General features: G+C 73.5%; 20 protein-coding genes. 11 read left to right on the top strand and 9 right to left on the bottom strand.

Annotation, left to right across the window (positions count from 1 at the left end):
• Positions 1 to 810, bottom strand: an 810-nt coding sequence (locus ACZ60W_RS35390) for a PspA/IM30 family protein (protein ID WP_469759519.1), incomplete at its 3' end; no start/stop codon positions are given.
• A gap of 273 nt (positions 811 to 1,083) precedes the next feature.
• On the opposite strand from ACZ60W_RS35390, the gene ACZ60W_RS35385 reads away from it, so the two are divergent.
• Both ACZ60W_RS35385 and ACZ60W_RS35380 read left to right on the top strand, forming a co-directional pair.
• Positions 1,084 to 1,689 carry a DUF3043 domain-containing protein gene (locus tag ACZ60W_RS35385; protein ID WP_366302432.1) on the top strand — a complete coding sequence of 202 codons (606 nt, stop codon included), beginning with the start codon at positions 1,084 to 1,086 and terminating at the stop codon, positions 1,687 to 1,689.
• Positions 1,690 to 1,769: 80 nt separating this feature from the next.
• A complete protein-coding gene (locus tag ACZ60W_RS35380; protein ID WP_469759518.1) occupies positions 1,770 to 2,546 on the top strand; it encodes a class I SAM-dependent methyltransferase in 777 nt (258 codons plus the stop codon).
• Here ACZ60W_RS35380 and ACZ60W_RS35375 read toward each other — a convergent pair.
• Entirely contained in the window at positions 2,543 to 3,499 is a 957-nt protein-coding gene (locus ACZ60W_RS35375; RefSeq protein ID WP_469759517.1) for an IS481 family transposase, read from the bottom strand. The two genes, ACZ60W_RS35380 and ACZ60W_RS35375, sit on opposite strands and share 4 nt — an antisense overlap.
• A gap of 407 nt (positions 3,500 to 3,906) precedes the next feature.
• Positions 3,907 to 4,113 (bottom strand): hypothetical protein, encoded by a 207-nt coding sequence (locus ACZ60W_RS35370; protein ID WP_469759516.1) that lies wholly within the window; start codon positions 4,111 to 4,113, stop codon positions 3,907 to 3,909.
• Positions 4,114 to 4,204: 91 nt separating this feature from the next.
• Here ACZ60W_RS35370 and ACZ60W_RS35365 point away from each other — a divergent pair, with 91 nt between their 5' ends.
• The 4 genes from ACZ60W_RS35365 (at position 4,205) to ACZ60W_RS35350 (ending at position 9,102) form a co-directional block, all read left to right on the top strand.
• Positions 4,205 to 5,407, top strand: coding sequence for a bifunctional adenosylcobinamide kinase/adenosylcobinamide-phosphate guanylyltransferase (locus tag ACZ60W_RS35365; protein ID WP_469759515.1), 1,203 nt, complete (start codon positions 4,205 to 4,207; stop codon positions 5,405 to 5,407).
• 59 nt (positions 5,408 to 5,466) lie between these two features.
• Positions 5,467 to 6,540, top strand: coding sequence for a nicotinate-nucleotide--dimethylbenzimidazole phosphoribosyltransferase (cobT, locus tag ACZ60W_RS35360; protein WP_469759514.1), 1,074 nt, complete (start codon positions 5,467 to 5,469; stop codon positions 6,538 to 6,540).
• Positions 6,541 to 6,640: 100 nt separating this feature from the next.
• Positions 6,641 to 8,404 carry a phosphatidylglycerol lysyltransferase domain-containing protein gene (locus tag ACZ60W_RS35355; RefSeq protein ID WP_469759513.1) on the top strand — a complete coding sequence of 588 codons (1,764 nt, stop codon included), beginning with the start codon at positions 6,641 to 6,643 and terminating at the stop codon, positions 8,402 to 8,404.
• A complete protein-coding gene (locus ACZ60W_RS35350; protein ID WP_469759512.1) occupies positions 8,401 to 9,102 on the top strand; it encodes a hypothetical protein in 702 nt (233 codons plus the stop codon). The genes ACZ60W_RS35355 and ACZ60W_RS35350 overlap by 4 nt, the downstream gene beginning before the upstream one ends.
• Here the strand turns inward: ACZ60W_RS35350 and ACZ60W_RS35345 are convergent.
• A complete protein-coding gene (locus tag ACZ60W_RS35345; RefSeq protein ID WP_469759511.1) occupies positions 9,050 to 9,814 on the bottom strand; it encodes a hypothetical protein in 765 nt (254 codons plus the stop codon). The genes ACZ60W_RS35350 and ACZ60W_RS35345 overlap by 53 nt on opposite strands.
• A 25-nt stretch (positions 9,815 to 9,839) precedes the next feature.
• On the opposite strand from ACZ60W_RS35345, the gene ACZ60W_RS35340 reads away from it, so the two are divergent.
• Together ACZ60W_RS35340 and ACZ60W_RS35335 are read left to right on the top strand one after the other, a co-directional pair.
• Entirely contained in the window at positions 9,840 to 10,646 is an 807-nt protein-coding gene (locus tag ACZ60W_RS35340; RefSeq protein WP_469759510.1) for an adenosylcobinamide-GDP ribazoletransferase, read from the top strand.
• A 56-nt stretch (positions 10,647 to 10,702) separates the two neighbouring features.
• Positions 10,703 to 11,893 (top strand): hypothetical protein, encoded by a 1,191-nt coding sequence (locus tag ACZ60W_RS35335; RefSeq protein ID WP_469759509.1) that lies wholly within the window; start codon positions 10,703 to 10,705, stop codon positions 11,891 to 11,893.
• Positions 11,894 to 11,912: 19 nt separating this feature from the next.
• Here ACZ60W_RS35335 and ACZ60W_RS35330 read toward each other — a convergent pair whose 3' ends face one another.
• From ACZ60W_RS35330 to ACZ60W_RS35310, 5 genes are read right to left on the bottom strand one after another with little or no spacing between them, the layout of a single operon-like run.
• The gene (locus ACZ60W_RS35330) at positions 11,913 to 12,719 is read right to left on the bottom strand and encodes an endo alpha-1,4 polygalactosaminidase (RefSeq protein ID WP_469759508.1); all 807 of its coding nucleotides are present in this window, start codon (positions 12,717 to 12,719) and stop codon (positions 11,913 to 11,915) included.
• Positions 12,716 to 13,336, bottom strand: coding sequence for a spherulation-specific family 4 protein (locus ACZ60W_RS35325; RefSeq protein WP_469759507.1), 621 nt, complete (start codon positions 13,334 to 13,336; stop codon positions 12,716 to 12,718). The genes ACZ60W_RS35330 and ACZ60W_RS35325 overlap by 4 nt, the downstream gene beginning before the upstream one ends.
• A 9-nt stretch (positions 13,337 to 13,345) precedes the next feature.
• Entirely contained in the window at positions 13,346 to 14,800 is a 1,455-nt protein-coding gene (locus ACZ60W_RS35320) for a hypothetical protein (RefSeq protein ID WP_469759506.1), read from the bottom strand.
• Positions 14,797 to 16,341, bottom strand: coding sequence for a GT4 family glycosyltransferase PelF (pelF, locus tag ACZ60W_RS35315; RefSeq protein ID WP_469759505.1), 1,545 nt, complete (start codon positions 16,339 to 16,341; stop codon positions 14,797 to 14,799). Before pelF ends, ACZ60W_RS35320 begins: the two co-directional genes overlap by 4 nt.
• 25 nt (positions 16,342 to 16,366) lie before the next feature.
• Positions 16,367 to 18,433 carry a hypothetical protein gene (locus ACZ60W_RS35310; protein ID WP_469759504.1) on the bottom strand — a complete coding sequence of 689 codons (2,067 nt, stop codon included), beginning with the start codon at positions 18,431 to 18,433 and terminating at the stop codon, positions 16,367 to 16,369.
• Positions 18,434 to 18,737: 304 nt separating this feature from the next.
• Between ACZ60W_RS35310 and ACZ60W_RS35305 the strand changes: the two genes are divergently transcribed.
• The 3 genes from ACZ60W_RS35305 (at position 18,738) to sucB (ending at position 23,790) form a co-directional block, all read left to right on the top strand.
• On the top strand, positions 18,738 to 20,246 hold the full coding sequence (locus ACZ60W_RS35305) for a leucyl aminopeptidase (RefSeq protein ID WP_469759503.1): 1,509 nt from the start codon (positions 18,738 to 18,740) through the stop codon (positions 20,244 to 20,246).
• Positions 20,247 to 20,536: 290 nt separating this feature from the next.
• Entirely contained in the window at positions 20,537 to 21,925 is a 1,389-nt protein-coding gene (gene lpdA / locus ACZ60W_RS35300) for a dihydrolipoyl dehydrogenase (RefSeq protein ID WP_024759491.1), read from the top strand.
• Between the two features lie 62 nt (positions 21,926 to 21,987).
• Positions 21,988 to 23,790, top strand: coding sequence for a 2-oxoglutarate dehydrogenase, E2 component, dihydrolipoamide succinyltransferase (gene sucB, locus ACZ60W_RS35295; RefSeq protein ID WP_469759502.1), 1,803 nt, complete (start codon positions 21,988 to 21,990; stop codon positions 23,788 to 23,790).
• Positions 23,791 to 23,979: the final 189 nt, after the last annotated feature.

Raw genomic sequence — 23,979 nt, 5'->3', positions numbered from 1 at the left:
CGTCGGGGGGGGTGGTTGTTGGGGGGGGGGGGGGTGGGCCTTTTGTTTCCTCTCCTCCCCCCCCCCCCCCCCGCCGCCCTCGATGGCCTGCTGCTGCGCCGACGGGCCGCCGGCCAGTTCGGCCTTCATGCGCTGGAGCTCCAGCTCGACATCGGTGCCGCCGGAGAGGCGGTCGAGCTCGGCCTGGATGTCGTCCTTGGCGAGCCCGGACTGGTCGTCCAGGGCGCCCGAGGCGAGCAGCTCGTCGATGGCCCCGGCGCGTGCCTGGAGCTGCGCGGTCTTGTCCTCGGCCCGCTGGATCGCCAGGCCGACGTCGCTCATCTCCTCCGAGATGCCGGAGAAGGACTCGGCGATCCGGGTCTGGGCCTGGGCCGCCGTGTAGGTCGCCTTGATCGTCTCCTTCTTGGTGCGGAAGGCGTCGACCTTGGCCTGGAGGCGCTGGGCGGCGAGGGTGAGCTTCTCCTCCTCGCCCTGCAGCGTCTGGTGCTGCACCTCCAGGTCGCTGACCTGCTGCTGGAGGGCGGCGCGGCGGGACAGGGCCTCGCGCGCCAGGTCCTCGCGGCCGAGGGCGAGGGCCTTGCGGCCCTGGTCCTCCAGCTTGGCGGACTGGCCCTGCAGCTGGTTCAGCTGGAGTTCGAGCCGCTTGCGGGAGGTGGCGACGTCGGCCACGCCGCGCCGCACCTTCTGCAGCAGCTCCAGCTGCTTCTGGTAGGAGTAATCGAGCGTCTCGCGCGGATCCTCGGCCCGGTCAAGGGCCTTGTTCGCCTTCGCGCGGAAGATCATCCCCATACGCTTCATGACACCGCTCATGGGCTTCGCGCGCCCCCTTCTGACGGACTTCGGCTCCAGCTCTCCAACAGGATCCACAGTACGGGCCCTGTCTCCATTACCGCACTGTTCGGAGCGGGATGCGCTCCTCCCCAAGGACGACTGCGCCCGGATCTTCGTCAGGCCCAGGGTGGAGACGGATCTCGGGGGAGACCCTGCTCGTCCTCCGTACGTACTCCCCAGGACGCAGTCCGTTAGCGGATCGTTCCCGCCCGAGCTGGGGTCCATGCCCACCACCCCGTACCCTTGGGTTTTGTGTTCCGTAGCCGTTCGAAGGACGAGAAGGCCCCCACCGACAAGGTGACGGCGGACCTCTCCACCAAGCAGCCCCGCGACCCCGAGGCCCCCAAGGGCCGCCCGACCCCGAAGCGGAGCGACGCGCAGACCCAGCGCCGTCGCGCCGCGTCGGTGCCGACCGACCGCAAGGAGGCCGCCAAGCGCCAGCGCGAGGCACGCCGCTCCGACCTGGCCCGTCAGCGCGAGGCGCTGGCCAGCGGCGACGAGCGTTACCTGCCCGCCCGCGACAAGGGTCCGGTCCGCCGCTTCGTGCGCGACTTCGTCGACTCCCGCTTCGCGATCGCCGAGTTCTTCCTGCCGATGGCCGTGGTGATCCTCGTGCTGTCGCTGTTCGGCAACGCCAACCGCGGTCTCCAGAACATCTCCCTGCTGCTCTGGCTCGGTGTGATCGTCCTGATCGTCATCGACTCGGTCGGCATCTGGATCCGGCTGCGCAAGCAGCTGAACGAGCGCTTCCCGAACGAGCCGAAGCGCGGCGCGATCGCCTACGGCCTGATGCGGACGCTGCAGATGCGCCGCCTGCGACTGCCGAAGCCGCAGGTCAAGCGCGGAGAGCGGCCCTGAGCGCCGACAGCTCGGAGCGCGGCGGGACCACCCTCGGCGAGGAAGACCCGATCGCGTCGACCTGGGAGGCGGGCGGCCCCGTGCTGCCCGCCGTCGCCCAGTCCACAGGGCTCGGCGGCCTGCGCGACACCATCCGGCAGGAGATCGTCGCCCGTCAGCTCGACGAGCAGATATCCGGCCGCTACCCGGTGGGGCAGCGGCTGAGGATCCTCGACGCGGGCATGGGGCAGGGCTTGCAGGCGCTGCGCCTCGCGCGGGCCGGGCACACGGTGACCGGCCTGGAGGCCGATCCCGAGCTGCTCAAGACGGCGCGCGAGTCGCTGGCGAAGGAGCCCGCGGGCATCCGCGAGCGCGTCAGGATGATCGAGGGGGACGGACGCGAGACCGGCGTCCACTTCCTGCCCGGCAGTTTCGACGTGGTGCTCTGCCACGGCGTCCTCATGTACGCGGACGAGCCGGACGCACTGCTGGCGGGGCTGGCCCGGATGCTGGCCCCCGGCGGTCTGCTCTCCCTGGTGGTCCGCAACGCCGAGGCCCTCGCCATGCGGCCGGGCCTCGCGGGTGACTGGTCGGGCGCCCTCGCGGGCTTCGACAGCGAGGTCATGACCGACGACCACGGCGTCAAGACGCGGGCCGACCGGCTCGACGCGCTGACGTCGACGCTCGCGGGGATCGCCGCCCCGCTGCACGCCTGGTACGGCGTGCGGGTCTTCACCGACGGCCTCCCCTCCGGGGCGGGCCTGCCGCCGGCCGAGGAGCTGGAGCGGCTGCTCGCCGCCGAGGACCGGGCCGGGCGCACCGAACCGTACCGGCGGATCGCCGCGCTGCTGCACCTCTGCGGAGTACGGCGGGGCTAGGTGTATTGACCCGCAGGGTTGTTGACGCGGGTGATGGGCGGGTGTCCGTCGAGTGCGGTGTGGCAGCGGTGGTGGTTGTAGGTGTGGAGGAAGTCTGCCAGGGCCGCTGTGCGCTCGTGGTTTGAGGTGTAGGGCCGGATGTAGGCCCATTCGTCGAGCAGGGTGCGGTTGAAGCGTTCGACCTTGCCGTTGGTCTGCGGCCGGTAGGGCCGGGTGAGTTTGCCGGTCGCGCCGAGGTCGGCCAGGACGTTCTTCCAGGCCAGGCCCTTGCGGTAGGCCCAGGCGTTGTCGGTCAGGACCCGTTCGATGCGGGTGATGCCCTGGGCCTGGAAGAACGCGGCCGCGCGGGCCAGGAAGGCCGCGCAGGTCGCGACCTTCTCGTCCGGGTGGATCTCGCTGTAGGCCAGCCGGCTGTGATCGTCGACGGCGGAGTGGACGTAGTCGAAACCCACGCTGCTGCGGGTGACCCGGCCGGCCTGGCGGCCCAGGGTCCTGTGGCCGCCGCCGTCGGGAATCCGTCCGAGCTTCTTCACGTCCACGTGGATCAGCTCGCCGGGCCGGTCTCGTTCGTAGCGGCGGATCACCGTCCCGGTCGGGCGGTCCATCCAGGCCAGCCGGTTGAGCCGGTGACGGGTCAGGATCCGGTGCACGGTCGAGGCGGGCAGGCCCACGATCGGGCCGATTCGGGCCGGCCCGAGTTTGCGGGTTTGCCGCAGCTCGCAGACCCGGTCCTCGATGTCGGACGCGGTCCGGTGCGGGGTGGTGCGTGGCCGGCTCGCCCGGTCGTGCAGGCCCGCATCTCCCTCGGCCCGCCACCTGCGGATCCACTTGTGGGCCGTGGCCCGGGAGATGCCCATTTCCGCGGCCACATGGGCGACCGGACGGCCAGAGCAGACACGTTCGACCAGCAGTCTCCTACCGAAGACGGTCAGCCGGGCATTACGGTGGGGCACGAAGACCTCCGGGCGGTGAGTTCCTAGACAGCTCCCACCACACCGGAGGTCTTCGCCATGTTCAAGACCAGACCAGTGTCAACAACGCTCGTGATCAATACAGCTAGGGCCTGCCGTCACCATCCCCTCTGCCCCGCGACGCCTGGCACGCGCTCTCGCCGCGCCGGGCGAAAGCGCGAGTACGCCCCGTACGAGCACTTCCACCCGGCACACCGAGAGCACGCACCAGACGCCGCAGGGCCGCCCTTCGGGCAACGAGGGGATTTTGACGACAGGCCCCAGGCCGTCTCTTCCGGATCTTGCCTGACCGCCGCAGGGGACGGGCGGCGGACAGGGGGCACGGTTCTGCCGCCCCCCGCCGGCCTCCGGGTCGTGCTTCCGGGCCCCGACGGGCTCGGGAGGGGGTTCTAGCCCTCCGCGTCCAGGGGCATCGGGCCGTAGATCTTGGCGCCGTCCTCGGAGAGGGTCACCTGGTCGGCGCCGCCGCCGAGGAGGTCACGCCAGTGCTCGCCGATCCAGCTCTCGGCGTCGCCCTGGGTGGTGAACTCCTCCGGGGTCACCACCGGCTCGACCTGTGTGCCGTCGGACTTCTCGAACCGCCACGTCCATGCCATGTCCGCCTCCTGGAGCTCACCGGATGATCGGTTTCCTGCCCGCAGCGTAGCCGGGCGCGCACGCCTCGCGGCGGCGCGGGAGGATCTGAGGGTGGAACTGACTCTGCTCGGCACCGGAGCCCCGCTCGGGCTCCCCCGCCCCGACTGCCCCTGCGCGGTGTGCGCGCTCTCCCGCGGTACCCGTGCGCGGGCCGCGACCGCGCTGCTGGTGGACGGGGCCCTGCTGCTCGACCTGACCCCGGGGGCCGCGCTGGCGGCGGCCCGCTCGGGGCATTCGCTCGTGGGCGTGCGGCAGGTCCTGCTCTCGCATCCGCACGACGGGCCGGCCGTGGAGGTGCCCGCGGGGCTGCCGACGGCGGGGCGGGTGCCGGACGGACGGGAGTTGACGCTCATCAGCGGGCACACCGTGCGCGCGGTGTCGATGGACTCCCCGGGGACCGGGTACGAGGTGACGTCGGCGGACGGCGAGCGGCTGCTGTACCTGCCGCCCGGCGGCGCTCCGGCGGGGCTCCCCGAGGACCACCGGGTGCCGTACGACATGGTGATCGGCGACGTGACGGGCCGCCCGGACGCGCTGGCCCGGCTGCGGGCGACCGGGGCGGTCGGGCCGGCCACCGAGGTGATCGCGGCGCACCTGGACCACGACGCCCCGACCGGGGCCGAGCTGGACCGGCGGCTGGCGGCCGCGGGGGCGCGGGCGGTTCCGGACGGGACGACGCTGTACGTGGGCGACTACCACGAGGTGCCGGACGTGCCGCGGCGGACGCTGGTGACCGGCGGGGCCCGGTCGGGCAAGTCGGTGGAGGCCGAGCGGCGTCTGGAGACCTTCCCCGAGGTGCTGTACGTGGCGACCGGCGGGACCCGCGAGGGCGACACCGAGTGGGCGCAGCGGGTCGGGCTGCACCGGGAGCGGCGGCCCGGCTCCTGGCGTACCGCCGAGACCTGCGACCTGGTCCCGCTGCTGACCGGGGAGGGGCCCGCGCTGCTGATCGACTGTCTGTCGCTGTGGCTGACGGACGCCATGGACCGGGTGGGCGCCTGGGACGACGAGCGGTGGGCGTCGGGCGGGCGGACGGCGCTGCGGGAACGGACGGCGGAGCTGGTGGCGGCGGTGCGGGCGACGCGGCGCACGGTCGTGGCGGTCACGAACGAGGTCGGGTCCGGGGTGGTGCCGGGCACCGCGTCGGGGCGCCGGTTCCGGGACGAACTGGGGCGGCTGAACGCGGCCTTCGCCGACGAGTGCGAGCAGGTCGTCCTCGTGGTCGCCGGTCAGCCCCTGGTGCTGCGCGGGTAGGGTGCGATCACCGATGGCCACCGGCCTGGCCCCAGCTGATTGCCCCGAGGCGGACACCCGTGAACCTGGACGACTTCTCCGATCTGATCGAGCGCCCCGACGGCGGGATCCGGCGTGACGCCGAGGAGCGCCGGGAGCGGCTGACCGTGCCGCCCGGCGCGCTGGGGCGCCTGGACGAGCTGGGCGAGTGGCTGGCGGCGGCGCAGGCGACGGTGAAGGTGCGGGCGATCGAGCAGCCGCGGGTGGTGCTCTTCGCGGGCGACCACGGGGTGGCCTCGCTGGACGTCTCCGGCCGCGCCGCGGGCACCGCGCACGAGCTGGTGCGGGCGGTCCTGGACGGGGCGAGCCCGCTGGCCGTGCTGGCCCGCTCGACGGACGTGCCGGTGCGGGTCGTGGACGCCGGTCTGGACTGCGAGCCCGAGCTGCTGCCGGCCGAGGTGGTGCGCCACCGGGTGCGGCGCGGCAGCGGCCGGATCGACGTGGAGAACGCGCTGACGGCGGAGGAGACCGAGGCGGCGGTCCGGCTCGGCATCGCGATCGCCGACGAGGAGGCCGACTCGGGCACCGACCTGGTGGTGCTCGGCGACCTGAGCGTCGGCGGGACGACGGCGGCCTCGACGCTGATCGCGGCGCTCTGCGGGACGGACGCCTCGGTGGTGACGGGCCGGGGCGGCGCGGGGATCGACGACCTGGCGTGGATGCGCAAGTGCGCGGCGATCCGTGACGCGCTGCGGCGGGCCCGGCCCGTCCTGGGCGACCAGCTGGAGCTGCTCGCCGCGGTCGGCGGGGCGGACCTGGCGGCGATGACCGGCTTCCTGCTCCAGGCGTCGGTGCGGCGGATGCCGGTGATCCTGGACGGCGTGGTGGGGGCGGCCTGCGCGCTGGTGGCGCAGCGGGCGGCGTTCCGGGCGCCGGACTGGTGGCTGGCGGGTCAGGTCAGCGGCGAGCCGGCGCAGACGAAGGCGCTGGACCGGATGGCGCTCAACCCCCTGCTCGACCATGGCGTCCATGTGGGTGAGGGAACCGGTGCCCTGCTCGCACTTCCCCTCGTCCGGGCCGCGGCCGCGTTCGCCGCGGAGCTGCCCGAGCGTCCGGATCCGGCCGGGTCGGGCGCGGTGGACGAGGAGCACTGAGGACGACGGACCGACCGGCCCCGGGGCGGCCGCGCGCCACGCGCGCGTGGCCGCCCCGGTGTCTCGGCCGGGGAAGCGGTGCCCCATATGATCGCTTTTCATGGGAGAGGTCCGTTTGTCCGCCGAAGCAGCGCCCCGGGGCAGTACGGTCCGTTCGCGGCGCAGCGCCGCGTTCGCCGTCTGGTACCTGCGCGTCGTCACGTTCATCAATTTCCTGAGCGCCGTCTGGGTCTCCTTCGGGCAGGACCTGCGCCGGCACAACGAGGACAACTACTTCACGCCGTACATGCTCACGGCGGGCTTCGCCTCGGGGGTCTTCACCCTCTTCCTGGCGATCACCATGCGGCGCCGAAAGCGGGCGGCGTGGATCCTCAACATGGTGCTCGGGGGGCTCTTCCTGCTGCTCTTCGCGCTGGTGATGATCTTCCCGGAGATCCGCGGGCACGCGCAGAACTGGGTCTCGCTCGCACTGACCGCGACCTTCGTCGTGGCGCTGCTGCTGGGCCGCAAGGAGTTCTACGCGAAGGGCGACCGCTCCAACCCGCTGCTCGCCGCGGCCGTGGCGTTCGGCGGTCTGCTCGTCACCTCGCTGCTCGCCGCCGTCCTGGTCACCGTCACCAACACCGCCACCGTCCCCTCCACCTTCCTGGAGCGCTGGCGGTACGGCGTGATGCGGCTGATCACCCTGGCCGCGGACGACTCGCGCCTGCCGAACATCTCGACGCCGGGCTGGGTCGACGTCACCATCAACGTCCTGTCCACGCTGCTCCTGTTCGCCGTGCTGTTCGCGGCCTTCCGCTCCCGGCGGGCCACCGACCCGCTCACCGAGGAGGACGAGGAGCGGCTGCGGGCCCTGCTGGACAAGCAGGGGGACCGCGACTCGCTCGGCTACTTCGCGCTGCGGCGCGAGAAGAGCGTCGTGTGGTCGCCCAGCGAGAAGGCGGCCGTCACCTACCGGGTGGTCGGCGGGGTGTCCCTCGCCTCGGGCGACCCGATCGGCGACCCCGAGGCGTGGCCCGGGGCCATCGAGCCCTGGCTGGCCGAGGCCCGCGAGCACGGCTGGATCCCGGCGGTGATGGGGGCGAGCGAGGAGGCCGGCACCATCTACGCCCGGCACGGCCTGGACGCCCTGGAGCTGGGCGACGAGGCCATCGTGGAGACCGACGAGTTCACCCTGGACGGCCGGGCGATGCGCACGGTCCGGCAGGCCTTCAACCGGGTCAAGCGGGCCGGGTACGAGGTCCGGATCCGGCGCCACGAGGACATCCCGGCCGACGAGATGGCCGAGCTGCTGCGCAAGGCCGACGACTGGCGGGACGGGGCGACCGAGCGGGGCTTCTCGATGGCGCTCGGCCGGCTCGGCGATCCGCGCGACGGCCGCTGCGTGATGCTGGAGTGCACCGACGACCAGGGCGAGCTGCGGGCGGTGCTGTCCTTCGTCCCCTGGGGCCCGAAGGGGCTCTCGCTCGACCTGATGCGCCGTGACCGCGAGTCGGAGAACGGCCTGATGGAGTTCATGGTGATCGAACTCCTCCAGCGCGCCAAGGAGATCGGGATCACTCAGGTCTCACTGAACTTCGCCATGTTCCGCTCCGTCTTCGAACGTGGCTCGAAGCTCGGGGCGGGACCCGTGCTGCGCATGTGGCGTTCCCTGCTCAGCTTCTTCTCCCGCTGGTGGCAGATCGAGTCGCTGTACCGCGCCAACGCCAAGTACCGACCGATCTGGGAGCCCCGATTCATGCTCTTCGAGAAGAGTGCGGACCTGCTGCGCATCGGCCTCGCGGCCGGGCGGGCCGAAGGCTTCCTGGAGGCCCCCGGCCTGCCCAAGTGGATGCACCGCAGACATCTGGCGAGCGGTCGTTGAACGAGCGCCTGAAGCGGTTCGCCCACCGCGAGTGGGGGCCGCTGTTCACCACCCTGCGGACCGGACTCGTGACCGCGCGGTGGCGGGCGGTGCCGATGACGCTGGCGGCCGTCTGCCTCACCGCCCTGTTCCAGATCGTGCAGAACCAGGACTGGGGGTACCGGCCGGTCCAGGACATCGGCTTCGTGCGGGCCGAGGACCCGGTGTGGGTCGCGCTGCTGCGGACCCCGCTCTCGCTCTTCGTCCCCGCGCTCGACCTGCCCGTCTGGGGCGCCCTGGCCCAGGTGCTGCTGGTCTTCGGGATCGCCGAGATCTGCATCGGGCGGTGGCGGACGCTCGGCGTCGCCTATCTGGCGACGCTGGCCGGCACGCTCTACGCGCGCGTGGGCATCGCGATCGGACCGGACAGTCCGTTCGGGCTGCCCGCCTCCGACGCGCAGGTCGTCGACACCGGCCCCTCGGCCGCCGTGGTGGGCCTGGCCGTCTACGTCTGCCGGCGGTACGGGGCCCGGTGGACGGGCGCGGCCGTCGTGGTGGCGATGGTGGTCGAGGTGGTCGTCAAGCCGAACCTGGCGGGCAAGGAGCACCTCGCGGCGATCGCTGCCGTCCTCGTCCTGATCGCGGTGGAGGCGTGGCGCGAGCGGGTCAGGAAGGCGGAGAGCCCCGTCCGGGCACCCGCTCCTGGAAACCGCCGATGACGTCCTGGAACCGGCGCCTGACCTTGGTCCAGCGCTTGTCGTGGCGGTAGGCGCGGATCGCGGCGCGGGCCCTGGCCTTGTGGCGGCGCCCGTAGAGGTGCCGGGACCACCAGGAGCCGGGGCGGGCCAGCCGGAGGGCGCCGACGATCGCCACGAACGGGATGAGGGTCCCGATCACGGCCAGCCGGACCTTCCCCTTGACGAGGGTGACCAGGACCAGGGCGAAGTTGAGCACGAGCGTGAGGATGAAGGTCGCCCGGTCCTGGCGCTCGTCCGCCGTCATGTCGTTGACGCCGAGCGGTGAGAAGCCGCTGAGCGCGAGTCCGACGAGTGCGGCGGTGAGGACGACCACCTCGACGCTCTGGCGGCCCTCGTCGGTCCAGTAGACGTCGTCGAGGTGCAGGATGAGCGCGAACTCGTCCAGGACGAGCCCGGCGCCGACCCCGAAGACGACCGCGAAGACGGCCGCCCCCAGACCGTGCCGGTCGCTGCCCACCGCGCCGAATCCGCCGATGACGGTGAGGACGACGCCGGGCACGACGTGATGGATGTGGAGCCCTCCCGAGGAGACGTTCCGGAACGGTCCCTTCCCTGCCCGGATGAGCCGGGTGACGGTGCGGGTGACCAGGAATGTCAGGACGAAGGAGGTCAGAGCGAGCAGCATCGGGACCTTGCCCGGCTCGACGAAGTTGCGGGAGAACCAGTGACCCATGCCACCCCGTTCCGATTTGCGCGATATGCGCAATCTACCGTTCAGAGGCGCCGATTACCCTGCCCGGATGGACGGCCTGCGTTTCGCCTTCGGCACCCTCACCGTGTTCCCCGCCCGCATCACCCGCTGGGACCGGGACGCGGCGCGCGCCGGCATGCTGTGCGCCCCCGTGGCAGGACTGGTCGTCGGCGTCTCCGCGGCAGCGTTCGGAGGAACGTTCCTGCTGCTCGGTTCCGGACCTCTGCTCGCCGCCGTCGCCACCACCGCCGTCCCCGCCGTGCTCACCCGCGGTCTCCACCTCGACGGCCTCGCCGACACCGCCGACGGCCTCGGCAGCGCCAAGCCCGCCGAGGACGCGCTGCGCATCATGAAGCAGTCGGACATCGGGCCGTTCGGCGTCATCTCCCTCGTCCTCGTCCTGCTCGCCCAGGTCGCCGCCCTGTACGGGCTGTACGAGGAGAGCTGGGCGCACGGCACGGTCGGCGCCGCGCTCGCCGCCACCGTCGCCCGCCTCGCCCTCACCCACGCCTCCCGCATCGGCGTCCCCGCGGCCCGCCCCGAGGGGCTCGGCGCGATCGTCGCCGAGACCGTCCCGGTCCGCTCCGCGACCCTCGCCACCGCCGCCGTCCTGGTCGCCGCCGCCGGGGCCGGCCTCCTCTCCTCCCCGCTCGACGCGGTCCGCAACGTCCTCGCGGCCGGCGCCGCCCTCGGCGCGGCGGCGGTGCTGCTGCGCCGCTGCGTACGCCGGTTCGGCGGCGTGACGGGCGACGTGTTCGGCGCCGTCGAGGAGACCGCGGCGACGGTGGCCCTGGCCGCGCTGACCCTGGGGTGACCGATCCGTGACCGGAGGGAGGGCAACCTTCCGCTCCCCCGCCCGGTCTTGGCACCGTGATCAGACAACTCGTCCGTACCTCCGCCGTGCTCGCGGCCGCCGTGCTGTCGCTCGCCGCGTGCGGCGACGGTGGCGCCACGAGCGCGGGCCCGCCGCCCCACCCGGTCTTCTCCCAGCCGCTCGCCCGGCAGGTCAACCTCGCCCTGCGGCACACCCAGGAGACCGGCGGCGCCGCCTTCCGGCAGACCGTCACCTTCGGCGCGGGCAAGGACACGGCCGTCCAGAACGTCACCGGACGGCTGGACTTCGCGGGCTCGCGCGGCGAGGCCCCGCACCGCTGGAGCCTCACCCCCGGCTTCCCCGAGGACGCCCGGGAGACCCTCCTGGGCACCCTGCCCGGCCGCACCACCGGCGACGCCGCCGGCCGCTACACCGTGGACACCCGGGTCATCCACTACCGCGCGGAGTCCGCCGGCTACTGGCTCCGGTACGAGGGCGACATCAAGCCCCTGTGGGGCATCGACTCCATCAGCCACCTGCGGGGCACCGAGGGCGCGATCGGCGGCACGCTCCTGGAGGTGCTGAGCGGCGTACGCCCCGCCGCCGGGCGGACCACGGCCGACGGCGGCCGCTCCTACCGGGCGGACGTCCCGCTGGGCCCGGCCCTGGACCTCTTCCCGTACGACCTGCGCACGGAGTTCGTCCCCGCCCCCCTGTACGCGACGGCCTCGGGCCCGCAGATCCCGGTCACCGTGGACGTCGACCGCGAGGGCCGGATCGTCCGGGCCCGGGCCGACCTCTCCCCGCTGCTCTCCCACGAGGAGGAGAGCCTCCTCGCCGGCGTCACCACGCTCCACGCCGACCTGACCCTGAGCCGGTTCGGCGCACCGAAGCCGGCGGTCTCCGCCGTCCCCGGCGGCCGCGTCCTGGACGCCGCCGACGCCGTCCGCCTCAGCTACGACCTCGCGGCCGGGGAGTGCATGGACTTCAACACCGGCATGCGGCACGGCCGTCTGGTGACCCGCGTGTCCTGCGCGGGCGCCCACGACGGGAAGGTGCTCGGGCAGCACCCGCTCCGCGGCGCCTACCCCGGTGCCACGGCCGCCATGGAACGGGCCGCACAGGCGTGCGGACGCTCCACCGGAGGCTCCCACTGGTACACCTGGTCGACCCGGGACGAGTGGGCGAAGCGGGGCGCGGGCCGCGCCACCTGCTACACGGTCACCGCCCGGCGTACGGCCGGCTGACCCGCCGGGCAGCGGACGCTCAGCACGGCTGTCGCCACACCCCCAGGTCGTACCGCTTCCGCATCGAGCCGAAGCCCAGTTTCCGTACCTGGGGACAGAACCGGGCGGGCGCCAGCTCGTACTCGACGTGGAAGACCGCCTTGCCCGCCGCGACGAAGGGGGCGAGGCGGCCGCACTCGTCGTACTCGGCGCACTGCTCGTTGACCGCGAAGTCGAAGTCGGCCAGCAGCTGCGGGATCTGGTCCAGGTCGTTCTTGAGACCGACGGCGAGGCCGCGGTCGTGGGCGAGGCGGGCGATCAGCCGGTTGTAGCGGAGCTGGTCGGCGGCGGTCAGGGGGAAGCCCGTGGTGTTGCGGTAGCCGTCCATGTTGTCGGGCTCGACGGCGTCGAAGCCCTTGTCCCGGCACATGTCGAGGCGCGCCGCCATGAGGGGTTCGAGGAGGTCGGTGCGGCGGATGTCGAGCCAGCGCTCGCCCTCCCAGCCGTTGCCCCGGCCCAGGAGCGCGCGGGGGAACGCCGCCGCGTCCGGCCGGAAGTCCTCCCAGGCGCCCGTGGAGAGGTAGCAGATGACCTTCCGCCCGCGCGCGTGCAGGTCCTTCACGGCGGCCGCGGGGTGGTCGAAACCGTCGATGTCGTACACGGGCACGTCGACGCCCGGGTCGAGGCGGCCGCTGAGCTGCCACTGCCAGGCGAGCCCGGGCTTCGGCCGCCAGTGGTCGTCCGCGGTCTTGGCGTCCGGGGCGGGGGCCGGCGAGCAGGCGGTCGCGAGCAGCAGCAGCCCCGCGAGGAGGGGCAGGAGGCGCCGCGTCGGGCGGGCGGGTCTCATCGGGCGGGCTCCAGGAGGTGCGGAAGGGTGCCCCAGGGGTGGGCGCCCCTGCCGGGGACGGCGCAGTGCACGGGGGTGGCCGGGCGGACGTCCGGCGGCGCCGCGTAGACGAGGTGGCAGTAGTGGGCGGCGACCGGCAGGTCGAGCGTCCGGTACGTGTCCCAGGGGCCCTCGAAGGTGACGAGGAGGTCGGCCTGGGCCTCGTAGCCGGGGTCCGGGTGGGCGCCGTGGTTGAAGACGAGGGTGGCGGCCCCCGCGGCCCGGGCCGCCACCGCGATCCGCCGGTAGTGGGCGAGGGACTCGGGAGCGGTCGTCACCTGGTCGAGGAAGGCCCCGTCGGCGCCGTACCAGTCGCGGTGCCGGAGCAGTTCGGTGACGACCTCGATGTGCGGGCGGCGGGCGTAGGCGGTGTCGACGTAGCCGAGGACCCGCACCCCGGCGGCCCGCAGCTGCCCGGCGGCGTCGATGAACGCCGGGTCGGGCGCCGGGCCGGCGCCGCTCGCCGGGTTGAGGACGACGCCGTAGAGGGCGGGCGCCGCGGCGACGAGGGCCGCCCACTGCGCGGGGCGTTCTGCGGGGTGCTCGTAGTAGGGCACCAGCAGGGAGGGAGTCGTCACGGGGCCCCCTCAGACGCGGTGGACGGTCGGTCGTACCAGCAGAACACAGCTGAGGACGGCCAGCAGCACCGCCGCTCCCCCGGCCGCGACGGGTCCGGCCGCCGGTACCGCCGTCTGGGCCGCCGCCGCGAGCAGGCAGACGGTCGCCGCGCTGAGCACCGCGCCGAACGCCTGGAGCAGCAGGCCCAGCCAGAGGACGGTGCCGAGCAGGAGCAGGCCCGTCAGGCGCGGGAGCTCCGGCCAGGGCGCCTCGGGCCACAGCAGGGAGGCCGCCAGGGTGAGGCCGAGCAGGACGGCGAGGTAGCCGCCGAGGCACAGGACGAGGGTCCCGGTGACCGCCCGGCGGAACGCGCGGGCGGTGGTGAGGGTCCGCAGCCGCGTCAGGCTCTCGCCCCGGAAGCGGTGCAGCAGCCACTCGGCCGGCCCCATGGAGAGGGTGAGCGCCATCACCGCCCCCGCCCCGCCGATCAGGCTGTCGCCGACGCCCGCCCGGAGGACGAGCAGCCCGCTGCCGAGGCCGAACAGGCCGTACGGGAGGGAGACCGCGCGCGGTGGTCCCCCGCGGCCCGCCGCCCCCCGGGCCGCGCCCGGCCTGAGCACGAGCGCCGCGCAGACGACGGACGCGGCGAGCGAGGCGAGGAGCAGGGCGGCCCGGAGCGCGTCCGGAAGGTCCCAGCGGAACGCGGGGAGCGCCCCGGCCAGCGGCGACAGGGCGCCGAGCAGGGCCCGTTCGCGGCCGAGGACGAGCAGGACGGTCGCGGCGGCGAGGTAGAGCGACTGTCCGGCGGCGAACACGGCGGCCGCGGCCTCGCCGGGCCCGGCGGCCGCGCAGGCGACGGCCGTCCCGGCGAGCGCGCCCCCGGGGGCGCCGACGAGCAGGGCGCGGGCGGCGGCGGGCCGGTCCCCGAGACCGAGCCAGCTGTACGCGCGGTGCGAGAGCGCCTGGTTCCACACCCAGCCGGTGACCGCGCCGGCGAGGAGCGGGACGGTCCCCGGCGGGAGCCCGGCCCGGCCCTGCTCCCCGGCGAGGAGCGGCGCGGCCAGCACGTACGCCAGGCCCGGCAGGGCGAAGACGAGGCCGCGCAGCAGGCAGCCGGCGAGCTCGCGGTGCCAGACGCCGCCGGACCGGGTCTCCGGTTCGGGATGGCGCCGTTCCACGCGCGCGTAGAGGTCCTCGGCGAGCGCGAAGGAGTCGGCCCGGCCGTAGGTGAGCCGGATGTGGTCGTCGGTCATCCCGTCGGACTCGAGGATCGCGGCGATCTCGTCGGGGTGCACGGCCGCGGCGACGAACCCGTCGAGCCGTGCGGCGAGTTCGTCCATCGGGTCGTCCGCGAGCGCCACGGCGGCGGGGGCCGGCGCCGGGGGTGCCGCGGCCGGCGCCGGCCGCTCGCGGCGGGGCCGGGGGATCGCGGGAAGGGTGGCGGGGCCGGTGGCCGGGGGCTTCAGCCAGAGGGAGCCGCTCATGCCGGGGTGCCTCCGGGGACGAGGGTCGGGGAGGTGCGACGGGGGGAGGGGATGCGCAGACGGAGGGCGGCGGGGGCGACGGCGGGGACGGGCCGCGCCGGGCGGGCCCCGCCCAGTTCGAGGTAGATCCGGCGGAAGCCGTCCACCGAGCGGTTCAGCGTGAACCGGTCGATGACCCGCTGCCGGGCCAGCCGGCCGAGTTCGGCGCGCCGGGCCCCGTCCCGCAGGAGGGCGGTGACGGCGGCGGCCATGACGGCCGGTTCGCGGGGCGGCACGACGATCCCGGTGTCGCCGACGGCCTCGCGGACACCGCCGACGTCGGTGGAGACGGTGGCGCGGCCGCAGGACATCGCCTCGATGAGGGAGAAGGGGAACCCCTCGCTGATGGAGGAGAGCATGACGACGCTGCCGGCCGCGTAGGCGGCGGGGACGTGGGAGACGCGGCCTTCGAAGGAGACCCCGTCGGTGACGCCGAGTTCGGCGGCGAGCTTCTCCAGGCGGGTGCGGTAGTCCTCGTTGCCGGCCGGGACGGGGCCGAACAACCTCAGGCGCAGCTCCGGGAGTTCGGCGCGGCAGATCGCGTACGCCCGGACCAGGGTCTCCAGGTCCTTGATGGGGTCGACGCGGCCGCACCAGCTGAGGGTGGGCGTCTCGGGTTCGGGCCCGGCCTCGGGGAAGAGGGCGGGGTCGACGCCGTTGTAGACGGTGCGGATGCGTTCGGTGGGGGCGCCGCCGCGCTCCTCCCAGCGCCGGTTGTACTGGTTGCACGGGGTGATGAGGTCGGCCTTGCGGTACCCGAGGGTGTTGAGTTCGCGGTAGAAGCCGAGCATCAGGGCCTTGACGGGCCAGCGTTGGGCCTCGGTGCGGTAGCCGAGGTAGCGCTCGCGGAGGTAGATGCCGTGTTCGGTGAGCAGGAAGGGCACCCCTTCGAAGTGCTGCGCGGCGAGTGCGGGCAGGGTGGCGAGACCGCTGGAGACGGCGTGGGCCACGCTGCCGTCGGCTATCCGGGCCGCCAGCGGCCGCAGGGCGTGTTCCAGCAGGTCGGTGGCGGTGAGGGCGTCGTGGACGGTGGGCCTGGCCGCCACCGTCGGCAGGTGCGGCATGGTCCAGATCCACATGAGGGAGCGCAGGGCGGGCTCGGAGCGGAGGGCGGCGGTCAGCCGTCCCTGCCGGGCGAGGGCGGCCAGCGCGTACAGGCTCGCGCCGAAGTCGCGGCCCGCCTCGGGGTCGAGGAGGGCGAGCAGGAGTCCTTCGTACGCGTCGAGGAAGGCCCGGCGTTCGCGCCCCCGCAGGGGCCGGCGCGCGCGGACGGGCGCCGGCCCCTGCGGAAGTCCCCAGAGGGGGTACGCGGTGTGCCGGGTGACGTTGGACGGCAGCTCCCAGGTGACGGGTTCACGGCCGCTGCCGGTGAGGGCGAGGATCTCGAAGTCGACCTCGGGCATGCCGCGGACGAGCTGGTCGCACCAGGTGCTGACGCCTCCGTGGACATGCGGATAGGTGCCTTCGGTGAGCATGGTGACGTGGCGGCCACGGCTCGGCATGTGCGTTCCCCCCGGAACGTGCTGGTCAGGAGCTCGGGAGCGTCAGGGTGACGGTGGTCTGGAGCAGTTCGGGCGTGGTCCAGGCGGAGCGGGTGCCGGCGTAGGGCGCGCCGAAGACGGCGGTGCCGAGGACGAGGCGCTTGCGGGTGCCCTCGGGGGCGGTGAGGGGCGCGGCGACACCGGAGGGGGCCTTCACGGTGACGGCGGTGCCGATGCGGTAGGCCGTGACCTTTCCGGCGGCGAGGGCCTCGTCCCAGGCGGCGCGGCGGGTCAGCTCGGCGCCGACGTCCCGCTGGGCGGGGTTGACCAGGGCCGCGGAGGGGGCGAACAGGGCCCGGTAGTCGGCCAGTACGCGGTCGAGGACCGGGTAGAGGAGCCGTTCCTCGGCGAGGTTGGACTGGTGCACGTAGTGCGGGCGGGGGTCGTTGTTCATCACGTGCGAGAGGGCGGTGCGGGCCTCCTGCGGGACGATCCGCCCGGCGTAGCCGGTGGCGGTGTCGAGCGGCGCGGGCAGGCAGGTGGACGCCGGGTCGGACTCGCAGATGCCGCTGCCGCCGTCGGCGCGGGAGGTGTAGATCCAGTTGTACTCGTCGGTCATCTCGGCGGCGGTGCCCACGTTGTAGTACACGTTCATGGGGTGGCGGGGCACGGTCTTCGCGGCGGCGGAGCCGGTGCCGACGGGCCGCTGCTGCGGCTCGCGGGAGTTGTCGCTGCCGGTCCACTTCACGCCGTTGTCGGCGAGGGCGCCGGCCAGGTGGGGGTTGTCGACGGGCTGCTGGGGCAGCGTCCTGAGCCCGGAGTGCTCACCGGTGACCAGTTCGCCGCGGTCGACGGAGATGCCCTTGGCGACGGCCCAGTCGTGGTTGTCGCGGATCTGGGCGGAGAGCTCGGAGCGGCCGACCCAGAGGGTGTTCCCCGCGGTGTCCCGGGCGCACCGCCAGGGCACGACGGTGTTGTCCTGGACGCAGCCGAGGAAGGGGTGGGTGTAGGTGTGGTTGATCCACCGGTACTGGGCGCGGTCCGCGACGAGGCGGTCGGTGAGCGGGTCGGTGCCGCCGTGCTCGGTCTTCCACTGCTCGCCCTGGCCGCCGTTGTAGACCATGTCGAGAGTGAAGCCGGACGCCTTCTGCCAGGCGGCGGCGTACTGCGCGTCCGCGACCGTCATGCGGATCGGGTTCACGCCCTCGCCGTCGTCGCCGACGCAGTCGAAGTCGCCGGGGGTGCAGTTGCGGGCGGTGTCCCAGCGGGCGTCGGGGGCGAAGACGTCGTCGACGTGGACGGAGAGGTAGTTGCGGCTCTGGCCGAGGTGGACGCCCTGGGTGAGCCACTCGACGATGCCGCGGGCCAGCGCCCGGAACTGCCGCTGGTAGCGGTTGTAGGCGAAGGTGACGACGAGTTCGCGGCGGCCGTCGGCGGCGTACTCGCCGATGAGGCTGGCCCGGCCGCCGCCGTCGACGGGCATGTCGAGGTAGCTGGTGTAGCCGGCCCGCGGGCGGCCCGCGTAGCCGTAGCTCTCGGCGACGGCGGGGTCGTTGTCCTCGAAGGTGAGCGCTCCGGCCAGGTAGCGGAAGGGGCCGGACCGGCCGGCGGCGGTGACGCCCGCGGTGGCTCCGTCGAGGACCCCGGAGTAGCCGCCCGCGTCCGTGTAGTCGAGGCCGACGCCGGGGTGCGACCAGGTGGAGGCGTCGACCTGCGGGATGCCGAAGGTCCGCTCGTAGGTCTGGAGGGCGGTCTGCTCGGCGGAGTCGGGGCCGAAGGCGCTCTCGTGGGGCAGGACGACGCCCTGGTACCGGGCGCGGGGGCGGCCGTCGACCGTGTCGCCGAGGAAGGCCGCGTCGAGGACCGGCCGGTTCGGGTCGTCGAGGTCGATCCTGCGGAACGGGACGCCGGAACCCCTGAGCTCGTCGGTGATCGCCCCGACCGCGCTCCCGCCGTCGTCGACGACGAGGACGGTGAGGTCGATCCGCAGCGCCGGGGCGGTCGCGGCCTGCGCCGACGGCATCACGGTCGCGAGGAGGGCGGCGGCCGCCAGGACCGCGAGCCGGGCGGTGCGGGGTGCGGTTTCGGGCGTACGGATTCGGTCGGAGTCCAAGGCTGGTGTCCCCCCTCGACGGGCCCCGGCCGGACGGGCGGGACTCGTGGAGATGTCGCAGATGAGGCAAAGGACGGTGTGTCGTCCTTGCGTGAATGAGGCGAGTGTGGCGGGGCGGTGGAGGCCGAAACGGTAAACATGAAAGAGACACCACGGATGAGTGAACCAACGCCGCCGTGAGCGAACCGGGCGAGCGAGCGTAGGCTCGTTCTCGGCGCTCTCCGGGCCGAAATACGATGCGGCGGGCACGGTCGGCCCATCCCTCGACCGCCACAGAACTCAATGGAAGCGAGATTTCACCACCGTGACTGCTCTCACTCTCAGCACTGCCGGCGCGGCGACGCTGCGCGCCGACGCCCTCGTCGTCGGCGTCGCGAAGTCCGGCAAGGCGCTCGTCGTCGCCCCGGGCGCCGAGGCCGTCGACAAGGCCTTCGACGGCCGGCTCGCCGCCGTCCTGGAGACCCTGGGCGCCTCGGGTGCCGAGGGTGAGGCGACGAAGCTGCCCGCCGCCGCCGGTCTCAAGGCCCCCGTCGTCCTGGCCGTCGGCCTGGGCGCGGCCCCCGAGGACGGCGGGTCCTACGGCGCGGAGACCCTGCGCCGCGCCGCCGGCACCGCCGCCCGCACCCTGACCGGCTCGAAGAAGGCCGCGTTCGCGCTGCCGATCGCCTCCCCCGAGGACGCCTCCGCCATCGCCGAGGGCGCCCTGCTCGGCGCGTACGCCTACACCGCGTACCAGGAGACCGGCAAGGACGCGAAGAAGCCGCTGGCCGAGGTCGCCCTGCTCGGCGCCAAGCCCCGCGACAAGGCCTTCAAGGCCGCCGCCGAGCGCGCCCAGGCCGTGGCCGAGGAGATGAACCGCGCCCGCGACCTCATCAACATGCCGCCGAACGACCTGACCCCGGCCGCCTTCGCGGCCGCCGCCCAGGCCGCCGGCAAGGAGCACGGCCTCAAGGTCCAGGTCCTCGACGAGAAGGCGCTCGCCAAGGGCGGCTACGGCGGCATCCTCGGCGTCGGCGTCGGTTCGGTGAACCCGCCGCGCCTGGTCCGCGTCGCCTACACCCACCCGAAGGCGGAGAAGACCCTCGCCCTGGTCGGCAAGGGCATCACCTACGACTCGGGCGGCATCTCCCTGAAGCCGGCCGGCCACAACGAGACGATGAAGTGCGACATGAGCGGCGCCGCCGCCGTCTTCTCCACCGTCGTCGCCGCGGCCCGCCTCGGCCTCCAGGTCAACGTCACGGGCTGGCTCGCCCTCGCGGAGAACATGCCGTCCGGCTCCGCCACCCGCCCGGGTGACGTCCTGCGCATGTACAGCGGCAAGACCGTCGAGGTCCTGAACACCGACGCCGAGGGCCGGCTCGTCCTCGCCGACGCCCTGACCCGGGCCTCCGAGGAGCACCCGGACGCGATCGTCGACGTGGCCACCCTGACCGGCGCGATGGTCCTGGCGCTCGGCGACCGCACCTTCGGGATCATGTCCAACGACGACGACTACCGCACCGCGATCCACGAGACCGCCGAGGAGGTCGGCGAGCAGTCCTGGCCGATGCCGCTCCCCGCCGAGCTCCGCAAGACCATGGACTCCCCCACCGCCGACATGGCCAACATGGGCGTCCGGATGGGCGGCGGCCTGGTCGCCGGTCTCTTCCTCCAGGAGTTCGTGGGCGAGGGCATCGCCTGGGCCCACCTGGACATCGCGGGCCCCGCCTTCCACGAGGGCGCCCCGTACGGCTACACCCCCAAGGGCGGCACCGGCTCCTCGGTCCGCACCCTGGTGCGGCTGGCCGAGCGCACGGCGGCCGGCGAGCTCTGATCGCCCCGTGAGGGGACGGCCCCGGGCTTCCCGCCCGGGGCCGTCCCCCTGCCCGGGCCGGTGGTCCCGACGACGGATTCCGTAGGTTCACACGCCGCGGCGATCCCTCCGTACGGACGATCGGCCGTCTCAGAGCCCGGCCCCGCGTCCCGTCATCCGTCAACAAGTGCGAAGATGGGTTCTCGGCAGGACAGGGCCCCCACCACAGGGCCGAAATAAAGCGGCCGAACACCAGCCGCCGCCCGGTCATCGAAGACCGGCGACGAGCGCACATGCATGGAGGACGTGACGTGGCGAACGACGCCAGCACCGTTTTCGACCTAGTGATCCTCGGCGGCGGTAGCGGCGGTTACGCCGCGGCGCTGCGCGGAGCGCAGCTGGGCCTGGACGTCGCACTGATCGAGAAGAACAAGCTCGGCGGCACCTGCCTGCACAACGGCTGCATCCCGACGAAGGCCCTGCTCCACGCCGGCGAGGTCGCCGACCAGGCGCGCGAGGCGGAGCAGTTCGGTGTCAAGGCCTCTTTCGAGGGCATCGACATCAAGGGTGTCCACAAGTACAAGGACGACGTGATCTCGGGCCTGTACAAGGGTCTGCAGGGTCTCGTCGCCTCCCGCAAGGTGACCTACATCGAGGGCACCGGCCACCTCTCCTCCCCGACCTCCGTCGACGTCGACGGCCGCCGTGTCGAGGGCCGTCACGTCCTCCTGGCCACCGGCTCCGTGCCGAAGTCGCTCCCCGGCCTGGAGATCGACGGCAACCGGATCATCACCTCGGACCACGCGCTGACCCTGGACCGGGTCCCGGAGTCCGCGATCATCCTGGGCGGCGGCGTCATCGGCGTGGAGTTCGCCTCCGCGTGGAAGTCCTTCGGCACCGACGTCACGGTCATCGAGGGCATGAAGCACCTCGTCCCCGTCGAGGACGAGAACAGCTCGAAGCTTCTTGAGCGCGCGTTCCGCAAGCGCGGCATCAAGTTCAACCTCGGCACCTTCTTCCAGTCCGCCGAGTACACCGACGGCGGCGTCAAGGTCACCCTGGCCGACGGCAAGACCTTCGAGGCCGAGGTCCTGCTGGTCGCCATCGGCCGCGGCCCGGTCTCGGCCGGTCTGGGCTACGAGGAGCAGGGCGTCGCGATGGACCGCGGCTACGTCCTGGTCGACGAGTACATGCGCACCAACGTGCCGACGATCTCGGCCGTGGGCGACCTCGTCCCGACGCTCCAGCTCGCGCACGTCGGCTTCGCCGAGGGCATCCTCGTCGCGGAGCGCCTGGCCGGCCTGAAGGCCGTCCCGATCGACTACGACGGCGTGCCCCGGGTGACGTACTGCCACCCCGAGGTCGCCTCCGTCGGCATCACCGAGGCCAAGGCCAAGGAGATCTACGGCGCGGACAAGGTCGTCGCCCTGAAGTACAACCTCGCGGGCAACGGCAAGAGCAAGATCCTCAAGACCGCGGGCGAGATCAAGCTCGTCCAGGTCAAGGACGGTGCCGTGGTCGGCGTCCACATGGTCGGTGACCGCATGGGCGAGCAGGTCGGCGAAGCGCAGCTGATCTACAACTGGGAGGCGCTGCCGGCCGAGGTCGCGCAGCTCATCCACGCCCACCCGACGCAGAACGAGGCGCTCGGCGAGGCCCACCTGGCCCTGGCCGGCAAGCCGCTGCACTCCCACGACTGACGCTCACGTCATCACAGGGCGCGACGACCACTTTCCGCAATTCGTTAGGAGCAACTGAAACCATGTCGGTTTCCGTAACCCTGCCGGCGCTCGGCGAGAGCGTCACCGAGGGCACCGTCACCCGCTGGCTCAAGGCCGAGGGTGAGCGTGTCGAGGCCGACGAGCCGCTGCTCGAGGTCTCGACCGACAAGGTCGACACCGAGATCCCCGCCCCCGCCTCGGGCATCCTGGCCTCCATCAAGGTCGCCGAGGACGAGACGGTCGAGGTCGGCGCCGAGCTGGCCATCATCGACGACGGCTCGGGCGCCCCCGCCGCGGCTCCGGCCCCCGCCGCCGAGGCCGCTCCGGCTCCGGCCGCCGAGGCCGCCCCGGCCCCCGCGGCCGAGGCTCCGGCCGCTCCGGCTCCGGCCGCCGAGGCCCCCGCCGAGGCGCCCGCCGCCGGCGGCGCCTCCGGCACGGACGTCGTGCTGCCCGCGCTGGGCGAGTCCGTCACCGAGGGCACCGTCACCCGCTGGCTGAAGTCGGTCGGCGAGTCCGTCGAGGCCGACGAGCCGCTGCTCGAGGTCTCCACGGACAAGGTCGACACCGAGATCCCGGCCCCGGTCTCGGGTGTCCTCCTGGAGATCGTCGTCGCCGAGGACGAGTCCGCCGAGGTCGGCGCCAAGCTGGCCGTCATCGGTGCCGCGGGTGCCGCTCCGGCCCCGGCCGCCGCTCCGGCTCCGGCCGCCCCGGCCGCTGCTCCGGCCCCGGCCGCCGCTCCGGCTCCGGCCGCCCCGGCCGCCGCTCCGGCTCCGGCCGCCCCGGCCCCGGCTCCCGCCCCGGCGGCGCCCGCCGCTCCCGTGGCCGCTCCGGCTCCGGCAGCCCCGGCCGCCCCGTCGATCGCTCCGGCCGTCGTGACGCCGGTTCCGGCGGCGCCCGCCGCGGCTCCGGCCGAGGACGGCGCGTACGTGACCCCGCTGGTCCGCAAGCTCGCCACCGAGAACGGTGTCGACCTGGCGGCCGTCAAGGGCTCGGGCGTCGGCGGTCGCATCCGCAAGCAGGACGTCCTCGCGGCCGCCGAGGCCAAGAAGGCCGCTCCGGCCCCCGTCGCCGCCGCCGCTCCGGCCGCCGCCGCGAAGGCCCCGGCCCTCGAGGTGTCCCCGCTGCGCGGTCAGACCGTCAAGATGACCCGCATGCGCAAGGTCATCGGCGACAACATGATGAAGGCGCTGCACGGCCAGGCCCAGCTGACCTCGGTCGTCGAGGTCGACATCACCAAGCTGATGAAGCTGCGCGCCCGCGCCAAGGACGCCTTCGCCGCCCGTGAGGGCGTCAAGCTCTCCCCGATGCCGTTCTTCGTCAAGGCGGCGGCCCAGGCGCTGAAGGCCTTCCCGGTCATCAACGCCCGGATCAACGAGGACGAGGGCACGATCACCTACTTCGACACCGAGAACATCGGTATCGCGGTGGACTCCGAGAAGGGTCTGATGACCCCGGTCATCAAGGGTGCGGGCGACCTCAACATCGCCGGCATCTCGAAGAAGACCGCGGAGCTGGCCGGCGCCGTGCGCGCCAGCAAGATCACGCCGGACGACCTCGCCGGTGCGACCTTCACCATCTCCAACACCGGTTCGCGCGGTGCGCTGTTCGACACGATCATCGTGCCCCCGAACCAGGTCGCCATCCTGGGGATCGGCGCCACCGTGCGCCGCCCGGTCGTCATCGACCACCCGGACCTGGGTGAGACGATCGCGATCCGCGACATGACGTACGTCGCGCTCTCCTACGACCACCGTCTGGTGGACGGCGCGGACGCCGCCCGTTACCTGACGGCCGTCAAGGCGATCCTGGAGGCCGGCGAGTTCGAGGTCGACCTCGGCCTCTGAGGCTTCGGCCGACAAGGCGACACGGGGCCCGCGGGGGCCCCGTGGAGGCCGTGTGAGGGCCGCCCGGCGGCCTGCAACGTAACGAGCCTCACCTGCGGGGGGGGGGGGGGGGGGGGGGGGGGGGGGGGGGGGGGGGGGGGGGGGGGGGGGGGGGGGAAGGCCCCAAAGAAAAGCCCCACACCCCCCCCC

This window comes from Streptomyces sp. NPDC104202 (assembly GCF_055584185.1).
Note: the sequence above shows the minus strand (reverse complement) of the source record. Positions and strands in the feature narration are given on the sequence as shown.